Below are 13,894 nucleotides of genomic sequence, written 5' to 3'. Positions count from 1 at the left end.
ATTCAATACCAGTATTTAGCCAATGAAACCTTTTTTAGTGTCAAAGGAAGTCGAGTCTAAGGTTCCGTTTTCCATCATTGCCATGATGGATGTATACACTGTCTGTATCTCTTCCTTATTTACAGGAACCCGGTAGGATACCACTGAAACATAAGTAGTTAACGTTGTTGCATCTTGCTTTCGCCTCCCTTCGGATCTTCCCGTTTTAGATGTTGTGCGCTCTGTGCAGGAAACCACAAAGAGAAATACAAACAAATGAAATAGGATTTGACATGTTATTTTACGATGTTCCATATTAGCTAGAACAACACGATAATCATTTGGTTTAGTGCATATGCACCTTATCTATTCATCCTGCGTTAAACACATCGGTAAGATTTACGAAAAAAAAGCGGACCTAACCGGTCCGCTAAATACTATTAAAGCATCAATTTGAATCGAATTAGTGATGATGACCTTCTTCGGCGTGTACTTCAAATTTGAGTTCCAGCACATTCTCCCCAGCGAATACTTCAGTATAGTCTTTACGGTTCCAATCCGTACGTTCGATTGTACCTTTCAAGCCGCTATCGAGTTTACGTAGCACATAAGTCAGTTCTTTGGTGGGCCCTTCATTATCGTGTCCCACGGTGAAATAGCTCAGAATACCAGTGGTTTCATATTGCCCATTAACGGCACTGCCATCACCATACTGCTGTTCGCGTGGCTGAAAAATTGCACCGCTTTCATTCTTCGAGTCTGGATTCAGGATAAGATCACCTCCAACAAGGAATGCCTTATAGTCATCGGCCACCGCTTTACTGGCGATGAAATCGTGCTGCACTTCCTGTCCGTTATAATCCCAAGCTTTCAACTCGATTTTATAAATGGCGTCCACTTCCAGATGCAGATGACCATTGGAAGTAGCTATGCCATTTTCATCGAACTTGATCACGATGGACTCACCTTCCACAGCATCGTTCAGTCCATGAAAATGGTCGCCGTGCGCTTCCACCTCTTCGCCGCTAACTTCGGTAAGGATCAATTCCGATCGCTCAACGCCTTCCCTGATAGGCGTATTATCGTCATCTTTGCTGCAAGATCCAAGTGAAAAGAGTGTAAAAACCATAAGGAACAAGGTTATTAATTTGTCGTATTTTGTCATCTTTTTGAATTTATTTGTCGTTTAACCTAATTATTTAATCATTATTCTTCCTAGCAAAACACTAAGCGAAGGAGGCCCTTTATTGATATACATATACAATAGCATGGTTATCGTTCTCAAGTTTCAATCTATAACTTCAGCGTCCAATAGCTGGATTTCCGATCCCTTTTCTAAATTGGTGTTTAAATGAACCCGACCTCTTACCTTAAAAGGATCATTTGAAAAACGCGCTTTCCCCTTTCGCATAGTGATCTGCACCAAAGGTGGTATCCCGTTCTGTCCGCAGAACATACATTGCATCAAAGGCAAGACCGATAGCATGAACATACGGTGATCCCTTCCCAATTCCAATGGCACCATATACCCGGGCAATGTAACCACCGTATCTTCCAAATCTTTCAGTACTTTTGGGAAATGAGGGGTATACACCGTGGTACCATCTGGCTCGGTCGTAACTTTGTACATCAGTTCATCAAAAGCTTCCCAGACGTCATTCATCATTGGTTCATGATCCGGAATTTGCTGTGCCTTCCCTTCCATAACCATAAAGGAAAGAAACAATAAAAGCAACCTGTTTCTGATCATCGTCATAGTCATTCGGATAAAGTTGTCGAAATAGCTGTTGTATATGCGCTGAAGGCCGGTATCAGAGAAGCAATGAAGCCGATCATCATACCAATGAGGAGCAGCCAAAACTCAAATATGTCCACATAGCTGGCCGACAAAACATTATCTTGCCCTACTGAGGCAATGAAATAGCTAGCGATATGAGCTAAAATGATACCCGACAAAGTGCCCAAAAAAGTAATGAGTATTCCTTCGGCAATCATCATCGTAAATATTTCGGTAGCAGAACCTCCCATAACACGCATGACAGCCAATTCGTATTTCCGGTTTTTAAACGCATTGTAAAGACCTATAAACACGCTCAGGGCGGCCATAAACATTAGTATTGTTGCCAGCATTTGTAAGGCATTCAGTCCCACCCCCATAATGGAAAACAGACGGGCGCTCTCTATATATGGAGAGGCCGCCTGCATATTGGTGTTCTGATTCACCATTCTAGGAAACATCGCCACCGCGGATGGGCTTTTATATTGTATTAACATGCTGGTGATCTGCTCCGATTGATCTTCCAAGCTGACTAAACTTTGCACCGTCTCTTCACCATGCTCACCATTTTCTTTCTGACGATGTTGGGTAGTACCATGGCCATGTGTATGATCGGTTTTTTCGTGCTGATGTTCATGACTATGCATATGCCAAACACTGGAAAGATTTGTCAAAACTAGGTTATCTCTCACCGCATTACTTTTGTGCAATATTCCCACGATGGTATATGGGTGGTCATCATGTAAATCTTCGTTGCTGCTTAAGCCATGCGCTCCCACAATACGGTCGCCGATGCCTATTTTTTTCTCCGATGCCACATGCGCTCCAATAACAGCTTCAAATTCTTTGGACACCCATCTTCCTTCACGCAGCTCCATCTGATATAAGGCTAAAAAACTGCTATCGGTCCCGATAATCCGAAACCCCTGATAATTGTCTCCCATCGACAGGGGAACAGCCATTTTTACCATAGGATTAGCAGCAACCTTTTGTGCCTCCTCAAAATTAATGTTGCCTGTAGGGTAGTCTACATGATAGATGCTATTTAAAATGAGCTGCAATGGGCTTCCCTTAGCTCCAAGCACCAAATCAATGTTTTTACTGCTTAAAGCCAATTGCTTATCCATTTGTACAGACAGCAACATAACCAGACAAAGAATGGCCGTGCCCACAGCAGAAAGTAGCATTCCCAGTAAAGAAGTAGAAAAATTATGGATAATATTGCGCCAGGCAACATAGCATATATTCATTTGTCTATAGTTGATAAGTGTTACGGAATTTGTCCTTTACTCTTTTATCATGGGTAGCGATGATCAGAGACGCGTTGCAAAGCGCAGCTTGTTCAGACAATAGATCAATAACAGCCAACGCATTCCTATCGTCCAGTGAGGATGTCGGCTCATCGGCCACCAGCAAAGACGGTCTATTGACCAAAGCCCGCGCAATGGCCGCGCGCTGCAATTGCCCTTGGCTCAGTTGGTGGGTGTAGCTATCGCCCTTACCCGTTAAACCCAACCTATCAAGCAAAACAGACGCCTCCCAACCTTTTTTCGGAAGACCTGCCAGATAGCGGGCCATTTTGAGGTTCTCTGCTATGGTTAAACTCCGTAACAAATGTGCCTGCTGTAAAACAAGCCCGATATGCTGTCCTCTGAATTTGTCCATTTCCTTTTTTGCAAGCCCATACAGATCCACTCCATTAAGCACAACACTACCATCAGATGGAGGTAGCAAACCACACAATATATGCAATAGAGTGGTTTTTCCACTACCCGAATCGCCAAGTATCAGGCAATGGTCGCCGTTAGTTAAACACATATCAGGAAACTCCATGGGAGCATTCTTGCCGTAGGCAAACCGTATGTTCCTGAACGCTAGATTGGCCGCAAATTGGTCCATAGCTACTTCTGTTCTTCCTCTACGTCCCTTCGGCAATCATCACAATGAAAGGGCTTATTATACTTCCAGTTTAAAAAATGTGCGCCCGCAATCGTAAATCCACCCATGGGCACCAATACCGGTTCCCATTCATGAAAACCCAATAAATGAGCTCCAAATATCAGCACAAAACCTATCACCAATAAGGTGATTGGCATCGTCTTCCTATGATATTTGAGATAAGAAGGAATCAACGAGCTAAGACCTATGGCAATAGACAACGCGATTATCCCTATTTCAAACCAGGCGCTTGATAAGAATTCCAACCCAATCAAGGGTAACAGTGTGATAATAAAAGGCATAAGGGCGCAATGAACGGCACATAAGGCAGAAGCCGTAAACCCAACCCGATCCATTTTTCCCAATAAACTCGCTTTCATACTTTTTAGTTTTTGTTCTTTATTTACTATAAATGATTTCAATTGCAATTAAGTTGCAAAATTAATAACATTTATTATATTTGCAACTTAATTGCAATAATAAAATAAGCTTATGATACCAAAGGATTTCGAAAGCCGGCAAACTGTACTATCAATAAATGTGGGATACCCTTTAGTCAACGTTCTGCAAAAAACCGATCGGGTATATACGATCAAAGCAGCTCATTAGTTAAATTTATAAAAGACCAAAACAGATGAAAAAGAAATTGCCCGTAACTGTACTTAGTGGTTTCCTTGGCGCGGGTAAAACAACCTTATTGAACCATATTTTGCATAATAAGCAAAATCTGAAAGTGGCTGTCATCGTAAATGACATGAGCGAGATCAATATTGATGCGCAGGCGGTCGACCGGGAAAACGTATTGTCGAGAACCGAAGAGAAACTGGTAGAAATGAGCAATGGCTGTATCTGCTGTACGCTTCGTGAAGACTTGGTAGAAGAAGTAGCAAAATTAGCACATGAAAACCGCTTTGACTATCTGCTGATAGAAAGTACAGGTATCTCGGAGCCAATACCTGTGGCACAAACTTGGAGTTACGTAGACCAGCAACATCAAATCGACCTTCGTTCCGTTAGTTATATTGACACAATGGTTACGGTTGTCGATTGCTTTAACTTTTTCAGGGATTTTGGTACCGATGAAACCCTGCGTGATCGATCGCTTACGGCTGACTCCTATGACAGCCGCACCATCGTTAACTTATTGACCGATCAATTGGAGTTTGCCAATGTGATTATCTTGAACAAAACAGACCTCGTTGCAGAAACAACCGTAGGTACATTGGAAGCGGCAATCAGCAAACTGAATCCGACAGCACGCATCATTCGTTCATCATTTGGCGTGGTAGAGCCCTCCTCCATTCTGAACACCGGACTGTTTGATTTTGAGGAAGCATCGGCCAGTGCCGGATGGAAACAGGAGCTGGAAAACGAGCATACCCCTGAAACGGAAGAATATGGCATTTCATCCTTCGTTTTCAAATCGCCTAGACCGTTCCATCCTACCAGATGGTTCAGATACCTCAACGAACATTATCCACATTCGATCATACGCGCTAAAGGCCTGTTCTGGTTGGCGTCGCGGCCAGATATAGCAATTAACTTCAGCCAAGCTGGAGGCAGTCTTCGTATGGAGAATGCCGGCTCTTGGTGGTGCGGCATGCCTTATGACGAACGGATACGATATGCGGCCTATCATGAGTACAGAGATGAGATTGAGAACAGGTGGAGCAAAACTTGGGGCGATCGGCAGAACGAACTTGTATTTATCGGCCAATACTTAAATAAAGAAAAAACGCTCAGGGAAATTGAAAACTGTTTATTAACAGCTGCCGAATCCAGAAACTGGGACAGTCAAAAATGGAAAGACCCTTTTCCAGATACCTTATAATATTTGTTTTTTATTAAATCAAGAAATTTGAATGAAACGCAACGGTTTTGTTAAAACAAGGCGATATATTGCACAACTGCAACCACCGGGCCTTTTACAATCTTTACCTGATGACGTGTATGGAGTGGAATTTGGGTAAATCCACCGGGCTCCAGAAAAAAAGTGTCCGATTCCACTGTACACATGCATTTACCTTTAAGAATCAAAAAGCTTTCATAGGTATCATCATGGCTTTCTTCTGCGACATCTGAAGAGGAAACGACCAATAATTGTTTGGCCGTCGCATCTTCCCGCAAAATTTTAAAATAATTATCCTGCTGAAATGCTTTGGGATAACGGTCACACACCGCTTGATACCACGCTTTGTAGTCGGTATTCTGATCGATCAAGCCTAACGCAGTCCAATCAAAATCAACCTGCTTTGCTCTTTCCATCTCTTGGATAGACGCATATATTTTTTCCTTCAATGTGGAGGGGGGGGTAACCGCTGCTTGTCGCACGTCAGCCTCAAGTTTCAGCTCTAGCTTTTCCACCTCCTCTTTAATTGAAGGATAAAGGCAAATCATGTCTTGTACCTCAGCTCGTTCCGGGGGCTCGAGCAAATTCAACACGTAAAGCTCCAGAATACCACTTTGTATGTAGGTGTTTATATTCACTGCGATGGCAAATTTAAATCTTTTACTTTATGCTGGTACTAATATTTAAAAAATACTTCTCTGCTTTTATGGCCAATCAGCCAGATGCTTTTATCATACGTTTCATCAAAAGTGTTGCAGAGGCAGCTCGGTTAGGAACACACTAAATTAAGTAAAAGGAATCAAAGTTTGCAATGCTCACTGCTCATTACGGCATATGCACTAAAATTAAGGGGAATAATTTCGAAGAAAGATTCGTCAATTATACGGATAACATTCAGGTCAAAGTTTAGCAGCAACAACCATTTGGTCAAGCGTAGGCGACTCTACTCCCCCTTCTTTCTCGATAGTTATCGCGAACATTTCTGCATTGGAAACATTTAACATTTGCTGGATTTCCGTTAAATTAGGTCTGGTAAACACCCCCGCACTTACGGGTTTTCCATCTGCTATTGCCCACAATTGATATTGCTTTCCTTCAGGTAATGCAGCTAAGTTTGCCGGCGAAAGGAAAACTTCTTTCGTTTCCTGGTTCCAATAGAGGATGGCAGAATTCTTTTCATGCCCGGCAACACCAGTTAAGTCCAATTTTTTAACATCAGGATTTTCGAGAATTGCCAAACGCTGATTTAAAATTTCTGATGAATCGCGGTAAGTTGTCAACTCAGCAGATTGCATACGTTGCTGGCTAGAGATGAGTAGCAATTCCGATTTCAGCGTATTTACCGTTACAAAATGATAAATCCCTCCCAGAATCAATAATATAATGCTTGCGGCAGCTATATATACAGCAATTTTATTGCTATGCTCTACCTTCTTTATAGGAACAACTGGAGTTTCTTCGGCCGTTTCTACCGGAGGCTTAATTGCTGAAGAAGACTCTTCGATCAAATTTTCGTCGGTCAAGGCTTTCAGTATCTTCTCACGACTGCCGGCAGGTGGCTGCAACGTATGCAAACCTACAAATTGCTCCATAGTTGCCTGGGCATCCAGTAGCGCTTGTTTAACTTCAGGATACTGCCTGCTCAACTGCTCCAGTTCACGAACCTCCTCCTCATTAGCCATGCCAAGAACATAGCTATCAATTACGCCAGACGATATGTATTCCCTTATATCCAATTAATTCAATATTTGTTTTAGTTGCATCAATGCCGCACGTGCTCTTGTTTTGATGGTGCCCAAGGGAATATCCAGTTCCTTTGAAATCTCATCTTGCGTATACCCTTGAAAATAGGCCATCTCGATAACAATCCTATATTCGTTTTTGAGTCGTCCCAATACCTTTTTTAATCCGAGGTGATCTATATTCGCATAGGTTTCATTACCTTCTATATGCACCCCCGGGTCTAAACTATGCGTTTTACTATCCCTTTTTTTATCTGCAGAGCGCATGTAATCTATCGCCAAGTTTCTAGTTATTTTTAACATCCAGGTAAATAATCTACCCTTTGCTGGATCGTATTGATCTATATTCTGCCAGATTTTCACAAAACTATCTTGCAGGATGTCTGCTGTTTCGTTAGATTCTCCAACGACCCGCACGACCACCCCATACAAAGCAGCGGCGTAGTTATCATATAAATAATTATAACCCTGCTCCTCCTTGCTGATTAGCAAAGAAATTAACTCTTCTTCTGTATAGATATTTTTGTGTGGCAATTAATGATTAGTAAATGATCTTCAAATATAACCGTTTCTAGTTTTTATCCAACAATTAACTTATCTATTCAGTTTTTATTTTTTTTTCATATACGTTAAAACTCATTTTCTGGTTGATATAGGTCTTTATTTATTTCAATTAATGACAGGGTATCTCTTAAATGTATTCTTGAAGCAGTAATACCATCTATAGACTGTATTCCTACGTTTTTTTGTTCTACATTATGTTCATTAAGCTCCATTATTTTATCCGAATTCATATTATGAATTATTTTTTTTCATGCCAGATACGAGACGTTCACTATCATTTACGAAGAAATCCGTCTGCTGGTTTTGCAGTATAACTTTAATGTAACCATAAGCCACAAATTAAATTGACACCAGTATCCGCTTTTTACAATAAATCAACAGACTAAACCTTGCATTTGCACAGGATTTGCTTTATTATCGCTGGTAGTACACCTTTATTCGCCTTCGTTTTCTATCAAGATTTTGTATAAATGATTAACAAGTTATTACTGTGAAAGCCACGAAAAGTGTATTGTATATTGAAGACGACGACAGTTTACAGTCTATAATTCTAGACATCTTAAAAGACGAAGACGTTCAAGTCGTCATGGATTCTGGAGAAAATCTATTCTCGCTATTAAAAAAGCATAATTTCGGACTGATCCTTATGGACGAAAGATTAAATGGTTGCCAAGGGAGTGACCTGTGCAAAAAACTTAAAGCAGACCGTAATTACCGTGATATTCCGGTTATTATGATATCCGCTTCGTGGGACATTCCTCATATCGCAAAAGATTGCTTAGCCGACGGGTATATTAGAAAACCTTTCGACATTTACGATATCATTGCTACAGTAAATCTAAATTATTCAGATCAAAACAAAACTAAAGTTATTCCAAGTAGCGAAAAAAACTAACTTCTTAATCGCGACCGTGAAAACTGTAAAATAAAAAAAGCTCTTTTAAAAAAGAGCTTTTTTCTCAATTGTGATAAATGTCAGGTTTCAACTGTAAACATCAAAACCAATGCCTCAATCAGCATGTCGCACATTTGTTACAACTAAGAGGTTTTAAACAAATTTATACAAAATTTGATCAGCTTGTTTTATCAGAAATTTTTGGAACTAAATTTGCTGTGATCGCTCTATAACTAACTAAAAATGAATACATCACCGGCAACAGGTTTCTTAGGTGTTATTAACCTTATCAAACCGGGTAGTTGCCCTCTGTAACTATTATCAAACTATTATTAAATCTAATCTATTAAAAACATGCCAAGCAGACGCACATTAAACAACTATGCTAAACACGGCCGGATATTCAAGGTAACCGCGCACGCGAAACGCCGTTTGGAACAAAGCAACACGATTATCGTGTTGGCTCTCACCTTTACAGGAGTCGTTCTAACATTTCTATTAGCGGGGTCGGAATTATTCCATAGTTAGCCGAGATGATTCTTTATAAACATTATGGCAAAACAAAGCGCAGGTCTGTTGGTTTTCAGAAGAAAACCAGCATTACAAGTATTTCTCGTTCACCCCGGAGGCCCTTATTTTGCAAAAAAAGATCTGAGTAGCTGGACCATCCCCAAAGGTGAATACCCATCCCACGAACAGCCATTGGAAGCCGCTAAACGTGAATTTCACGAAGAAACAGGCACATTTATCGATGGCGTATTCATCCCTCTACCAACGGTCAAACAAAAGGGCGGCAAAATCATCCTTGCATGGGCAGTAGAAGCAGATCTGGATGAAGCAACTATCCATAGTAACACCTTTGCGATAGAATGGCCTCCTCGATCTGGTAAAGCACAACGTTTTCCCGAAATCGACAAGGCTGCCTGGTTCACTATTACTGAAGACAAACTAAAAATCAATCCTGCACAGATACCTTGGCTCGAAGAACTGGAAGCAAGCTACAGCTGAAAACTATTCATCTGTCAGGTTATTCGCCGGATTCGGGTTTCTGTGAACAAATAGTAAGATCCCGCCCACTCCGTCGTCCAAATAGCATGTTTTTCCTTTGTCTGTTTCAATGAATTTTGAATCAAAAGGATATTCATGGCTATCTATCCAATCTATTTTTTCTTTTTTGTTATGCCATTTCTAAAACTTTGAATTGTAAATCACCGAAAACTCTTTGGCAAAATCATCAAAATTGGTTTTGCCCAATAAAACCGTTCTCTCAGTAAAATACGTTTGCAACAAACTTCCGTTTCTTAGTGCTTTGCCCGTATCAATAATATATGTGGTTGCCATTTGTTCGGACATTCCTTGCTGTAAAAGACCCTGGAACATTTCTTCGTCAGAAAATTGAATCCATTTTAAATCAGGGTTTCCAATTGCTTTTCCAAGTTTTTCAGCAATCTCCTTTCCTGTAATTTCATCGCTTACAACATATTTAGTAGCATTCCCCCCAAAAACACTATTGGTCATTGCTTCCAACGCAACATCTGCAATATCTCGGGGATGAGTTAATGCTAAAGCAACATTTTCATCAAAATTATTTCCAATGATATTCTGGGTTCTTATCAACGCCATCGCACCGTAGAAGTTACTGTAAAACATACCGGGGCGTAAGTGCAAAACATTGGTGTGACTTAAAGAATTATATAAATTTTCGATGTAAAAATTAGCACTTGATGGTCCGGGTCCATCCGGCAAATGCGCCCCAATTCCACTCAGATTTACCACACGAGAAACTTCGTTAGCTTTTATAGCGCTTGCGTAAATATCTCCAACCTTTTTTATCAACGCAGTAGTGCCGTAACTTGGCGGGACCATCGTATATACAACATCTGCATCTTTAAACGCTGTATTCACAAAAACCAAATCATCAGCTCTTCCGATATTTGGTATCGCATTTAACCGTTCAATTTCTTTTGCACGTTCTACATTGGAACTTACTACTTTTACTTCATGGCCTATTGCCACCAATTTTTCTATGAGAATACGGCTAATATTTCCCAAAGAGCCCGTTACCGTTACTTTCATCTTTTTTTGTTTTAAATTACTTGTACAAAAGTAAATTTGCACTTACTTTTGTACAAGTACTTACCCCATAGTATGCATAACGATGACCGCGATAAAAGAAGCATCAACCATTCAGGAAAATAAGAGCAAAGCCTTTGCTTCTTGCCCCGTAACATTTGTCATGGAAAAATTTGGCGGATATTGGAAACCTATTATTTTGTTCAACCTGCTATCGGGGAAAAAACGATACAGTGAGCTAAAAAAATCCATTCCGACCATTACTGAAAAGGTACTGATACAACATTTAAAACAGTTGGAAGCAGACGGCCTAGTTATTAGAAAATCAAAACCGGTTGTTCCACCTCACGTAACATACCAACTTTCAAAACAGGGCAGAGCATTAAGACCTGTTTTGTTTGCAATGGCAGAATGGGCTGTGGGACATAGCGGAAACCAATCCGAACAATTTCAGAAACAAATGGCCGACTTTCCGAAAGAATAATCCGCAAACCATAACCTTCCAATTCGAGACCGCCTCATTAACCCGGCCGTTGTACGTAATAGGTCAGGTAAAAAACATTACCACTCACAACCTTAACCACTATAGTCTGCAGATTAGTTCTTGTTCATTCTGCCTCCACGGTATATAATTTCCCTGGTTCGGTTGGCAAATCATATACCAAGCTTTGCTGTATATCAGGTGTATTTATCTTTGCGTCCGTTGAAATGACGGGCGCCACGGAGTTTTCTACGACATAAAAAGGGTTGTCATTTTCCCCCGAAGCACTTTCGAGATTTCCAGTTCCCGCTATACGCATCGCGTTCGGCACACGTAACCGAAGGTTACCGCCGAGATTAGATTTGATTACAGCTTTGATTACCTTGCCGTCTTTCCAGATCATGCGCACTAATTCGAAACCACCTCTTGCCCGCAAACCAGCCACACTCCCCTTTTCTTTCCATACATCAGGTAAAGCCGGAATAAGATGTAAGCTACCGTCTGCGCTTTGCATCAGCATCTCAGTAATACCGGATGTACAACCGAAGTTACCATCAATCTGAAATGGTGGGTGCGCATCAAAAAGATTATTATAGGTTCCGCCACCTCCCTCATTAGTTCCTACAGGAGTCAACTGGTCTTGAATAAGTTTATATGCATGATTGCCATCCAGCATTTTCGCCCACCAATTCACCTTCCAACCCATGCTCCATCCTGTAGAAACATCCCCACGTTGCATCAATGTATTTTTGGCGGCACTATACAATTCTGGCGTGCGGTGCGGTGATATCTGGTTCGATGGGTATAAGCCATATAAATGTGAAATATGCCGGTGATTATCCTTTGGGTCGTCTACGTCATCCAGCCACTCCTGTAATTGCCCATGTTGGCCAATATGCATTGGTGGTAGCTGGCTGCGCATCTGCTTCAAGGTATCAACAAAAGGTATGTCCTTTTTTAATATTTCGGCTGCACGGATCGCTACAGAGAACACATCAAACACCAATTGGTTGGTCATCGTTGTGCCCGCGTCCAAAGAAGATCCCTGATGGGCTGCCGGTGCGTTTTCCGGCGACTCGTCAGGGTTAACCACCAGCCAGTTATATTTAGGGTGCTTCACTAAAAAATCTACATAAAACATCGCTGCACCCTTCAATACCGGATAAACCTTATTCAGGAAATTCCGATCCCCATTATAGAGGTAGTGTTCCCACAGGTGTTGGCTGGTCCAGGCACCACCTTGCGTCCAAGCTCCCCAAAAAGCCCCATCTACCGCTCCGGTTATCCGCCATATATCCGTATTGTGGTGTGCCATCCATCCTCTAGCACCATACATATCGCGCGCTGTTTGCTTACCTGTTTCGGCCAGCTCCTGCACCATCTGTAAGAAAGGCTCGTGCAGCTCAGCCAGATTAGTTTTCTCTGCTGGCCAGTAATTCATTTCGGCATTAATGTTAATCGTGTACTTGCTGTCCCACGCTGGCTCCAACTTATCATTCCAAATACCTTGCAGATTAGCCGGTTGCCCTCCAGGTTGTGAAGACGAGATCAGCAGGTAACGACCAAATTGGTAATAAAGCGCCGCAAAAGATGGATCATTTGAAACATTGAACTGCTTCAGGCGTTGATCAGTTGGAAGTTTAGCGGCCTCATTAGTCCCTAGATCAAGCCCTACCCTATTAAACAACTGCTGGTAAGCCACCACATGTTCATCAAACACCTGATCAAAAGATTTATGAACCACCTCGTCCAAATATCTTTCTGCCTCTTGCGTTTCATCCCCACTCAAGTCATCATAGCGTTTAAAATTTGTAGCAATGGAAATATAAATGGTAACTGCATCAGCATTTTTCACCAAGATGGAAGTATCTGTTTCTACGAGTGTTCCACCAGTTGGTTGGATTTCAGCTATCCCTTTAAATTTCACCTTGCCCGGCACACCCTCATGATCGAGACCCGTTCCAGCCAATAGTAGTCTATTCTTAGCTGCCGTGCTTACCTTTGCACGAGGTTGTGGCGTAGCATAAAACGCATTGAATGAAAGGCTACCCGCCTTATCAGCCGATAGGTGTATAGCAATAACACGATCTGGAATTGCTGCCAGCACCCGCCTGGTATAGGTTACATCTTCCACCTTATAACGGGTTGTTGTTAGCGCTCTTTCCAGATCCAGTTCTCGGTAGTAATCCGAATAGTTATCATGTCCATCAAAGCCCAATTTAAGCGAACCTACAGGCTGAAACATTTGGCCATGTGATGTTGCGCTAACGATGGCATCGTTGGCTAAAGCTTCGGCTTCCTTCTGTTTTCCCTCAAATATTAACGCACGGATACGTTCCAGCTCATCCAGGGATTTGGAATTATCATTCCTATTTGGGCTACCGCTCCAGAAGCTGTGTTCATTCAGTTGAATACTTTCCATCCCTACATTGCCATAGACCATCGCACCCAAACGACCATTCCCTATGGGCAAAGCATTTTCCCAGGTTTTACCGGAGGGCTGATCATACCAAAGCTTAAGTGAACTATGCTCTTGAGCACCGAGTTCTATAGCAAATAGTAAAGCGTATATACAAATCAAGTGTTTCATCATAAT

17 protein-coding genes are annotated in these 13,894 nt (G+C 41.6%); 5 read left to right on the top strand and 12 right to left on the bottom strand.

Going from position 1 to position 13,894, the window contains the following annotated elements:
- Nucleotides 1–15: 15 nt before the first annotated feature.
- The 6 genes from H8S90_RS14315 to H8S90_RS14290 form a co-directional block, all read right to left on the bottom strand.
- Complete coding sequence (locus H8S90_RS14315) at nt 16–255, bottom strand: hypothetical protein (RefSeq protein ID WP_187338545.1); 240 nt, start codon at nt 253–255, stop codon at nt 16–18.
- 187 nt (nt 256–442) lie between these two features.
- The gene (locus H8S90_RS14310) at nt 443–1,144 is read right to left on the bottom strand and encodes a hypothetical protein (RefSeq protein ID WP_187338544.1); all 702 of its coding nucleotides are present in this window, start codon (nt 1,142–1,144) and stop codon (nt 443–445) included.
- Nucleotides 1,145–1,267: 123 nt separating this feature from the next.
- Entirely contained in the window at nt 1,268–1,735 is a 468-nt protein-coding gene (locus tag H8S90_RS14305; protein ID WP_255501614.1) for a hypothetical protein, read from the bottom strand.
- A gap of 2 nt (nt 1,736–1,737) precedes the next feature.
- Entirely contained in the window at nt 1,738–3,006 is a 1,269-nt protein-coding gene (locus tag H8S90_RS14300; protein ID WP_187338543.1) for an ABC transporter permease, read from the bottom strand.
- A gap of 4 nt (nt 3,007–3,010) precedes the next feature.
- The gene (locus tag H8S90_RS14295) at nt 3,011–3,655 is read right to left on the bottom strand and encodes an ABC transporter ATP-binding protein (protein WP_187338542.1); all 645 of its coding nucleotides are present in this window, start codon (nt 3,653–3,655) and stop codon (nt 3,011–3,013) included.
- Nucleotides 3,656–3,657: 2 nt separating this feature from the next.
- A complete protein-coding gene (locus H8S90_RS14290) occupies nt 3,658–4,074 on the bottom strand; it encodes a MerC domain-containing protein (protein WP_187338541.1) in 417 nt (138 codons plus the stop codon).
- Nucleotides 4,075–4,328: 254 nt separating this feature from the next.
- Between H8S90_RS14290 and H8S90_RS14285 the strand changes: the two genes are divergently transcribed.
- The gene (locus tag H8S90_RS14285) at nt 4,329–5,525 is read left to right on the top strand and encodes a GTP-binding protein (RefSeq protein WP_187338540.1); all 1,197 of its coding nucleotides are present in this window, start codon (nt 4,329–4,331) and stop codon (nt 5,523–5,525) included.
- A 50-nt stretch (nt 5,526–5,575) separates the two neighbouring features.
- Here H8S90_RS14285 and H8S90_RS14280 read toward each other — a convergent pair whose 3' ends face one another.
- From H8S90_RS14280 to H8S90_RS14265, 4 genes are all read right to left on the bottom strand, one after another.
- Nucleotides 5,576–6,181 carry a hypothetical protein gene (locus tag H8S90_RS14280; RefSeq protein ID WP_187338539.1) on the bottom strand — a complete coding sequence of 202 codons (606 nt, stop codon included), beginning with the start codon at nt 6,179–6,181 and terminating at the stop codon, nt 5,576–5,578.
- A gap of 261 nt (nt 6,182–6,442) precedes the next feature.
- The gene (locus H8S90_RS14275; RefSeq protein WP_187338538.1) at nt 6,443–7,279 is read right to left on the bottom strand and encodes an anti-sigma factor domain-containing protein; all 837 of its coding nucleotides are present in this window, start codon (nt 7,277–7,279) and stop codon (nt 6,443–6,445) included.
- Nucleotides 7,280–7,819 carry an RNA polymerase sigma factor gene (locus tag H8S90_RS14270; protein ID WP_187338537.1) on the bottom strand — a complete coding sequence of 180 codons (540 nt, stop codon included), beginning with the start codon at nt 7,817–7,819 and terminating at the stop codon, nt 7,280–7,282.
- A gap of 95 nt (nt 7,820–7,914) precedes the next feature.
- Nucleotides 7,915–8,079 carry a hypothetical protein gene (locus H8S90_RS14265; protein WP_187338536.1) on the bottom strand — a complete coding sequence of 55 codons (165 nt, stop codon included), beginning with the start codon at nt 8,077–8,079 and terminating at the stop codon, nt 7,915–7,917.
- A gap of 260 nt (nt 8,080–8,339) precedes the next feature.
- On the opposite strand from H8S90_RS14265, the gene H8S90_RS14260 reads away from it, so the two are divergent.
- The 3 genes from H8S90_RS14260 (at nt 8,340) to H8S90_RS14250 (ending at nt 9,752) form a co-directional block, all read left to right on the top strand.
- The gene (locus H8S90_RS14260; protein WP_187338535.1) at nt 8,340–8,744 is read left to right on the top strand and encodes a PleD family two-component system response regulator; all 405 of its coding nucleotides are present in this window, start codon (nt 8,340–8,342) and stop codon (nt 8,742–8,744) included.
- 354 nt (nt 8,745–9,098) lie between these two features.
- Nucleotides 9,099–9,272 carry a hypothetical protein gene (locus H8S90_RS14255; RefSeq protein WP_187338534.1) on the top strand — a complete coding sequence of 58 codons (174 nt, stop codon included), beginning with the start codon at nt 9,099–9,101 and terminating at the stop codon, nt 9,270–9,272.
- 24 nt (nt 9,273–9,296) lie between these two features.
- Nucleotides 9,297–9,752 carry an NUDIX domain-containing protein gene (locus H8S90_RS14250; protein ID WP_187338533.1) on the top strand — a complete coding sequence of 152 codons (456 nt, stop codon included), beginning with the start codon at nt 9,297–9,299 and terminating at the stop codon, nt 9,750–9,752.
- Between the two features lie 180 nt (nt 9,753–9,932).
- Here the strand turns inward: H8S90_RS14250 and H8S90_RS14245 are convergent, their stop codons facing one another.
- A complete protein-coding gene (locus H8S90_RS14245) occupies nt 9,933–10,820 on the bottom strand; it encodes an NAD(P)H-binding protein (RefSeq protein WP_187338532.1) in 888 nt (295 codons plus the stop codon).
- An 82-nt stretch (nt 10,821–10,902) separates the two neighbouring features.
- Between H8S90_RS14245 and H8S90_RS14240 the strand changes: the two genes are divergently transcribed.
- A complete protein-coding gene (locus H8S90_RS14240; protein WP_187338531.1) occupies nt 10,903–11,301 on the top strand; it encodes a helix-turn-helix domain-containing protein in 399 nt (132 codons plus the stop codon).
- 124 nt (nt 11,302–11,425) lie between these two features.
- On the opposite strand, the gene H8S90_RS14235 is transcribed toward H8S90_RS14240, so the two are convergent.
- Nucleotides 11,426–13,891: a glycoside hydrolase N-terminal domain-containing protein gene (locus H8S90_RS14235; RefSeq protein ID WP_222852096.1), complete on the bottom strand. Its 2,466-nt coding sequence runs from the start codon at nt 13,889–13,891 to the stop codon at nt 11,426–11,428.
- Between the last annotated feature and the right edge of the window lie 3 nt (nt 13,892–13,894).

The sequence above is a fragment of the Olivibacter sp. SDN3 genome, from assembly GCF_014334135.1.
In the GTDB taxonomy this organism is placed as follows: Bacteria; Bacteroidota; Bacteroidia; order Sphingobacteriales; family Sphingobacteriaceae; genus Olivibacter.
This window is presented reverse-complemented; position numbering and strand designations above follow the sequence as displayed.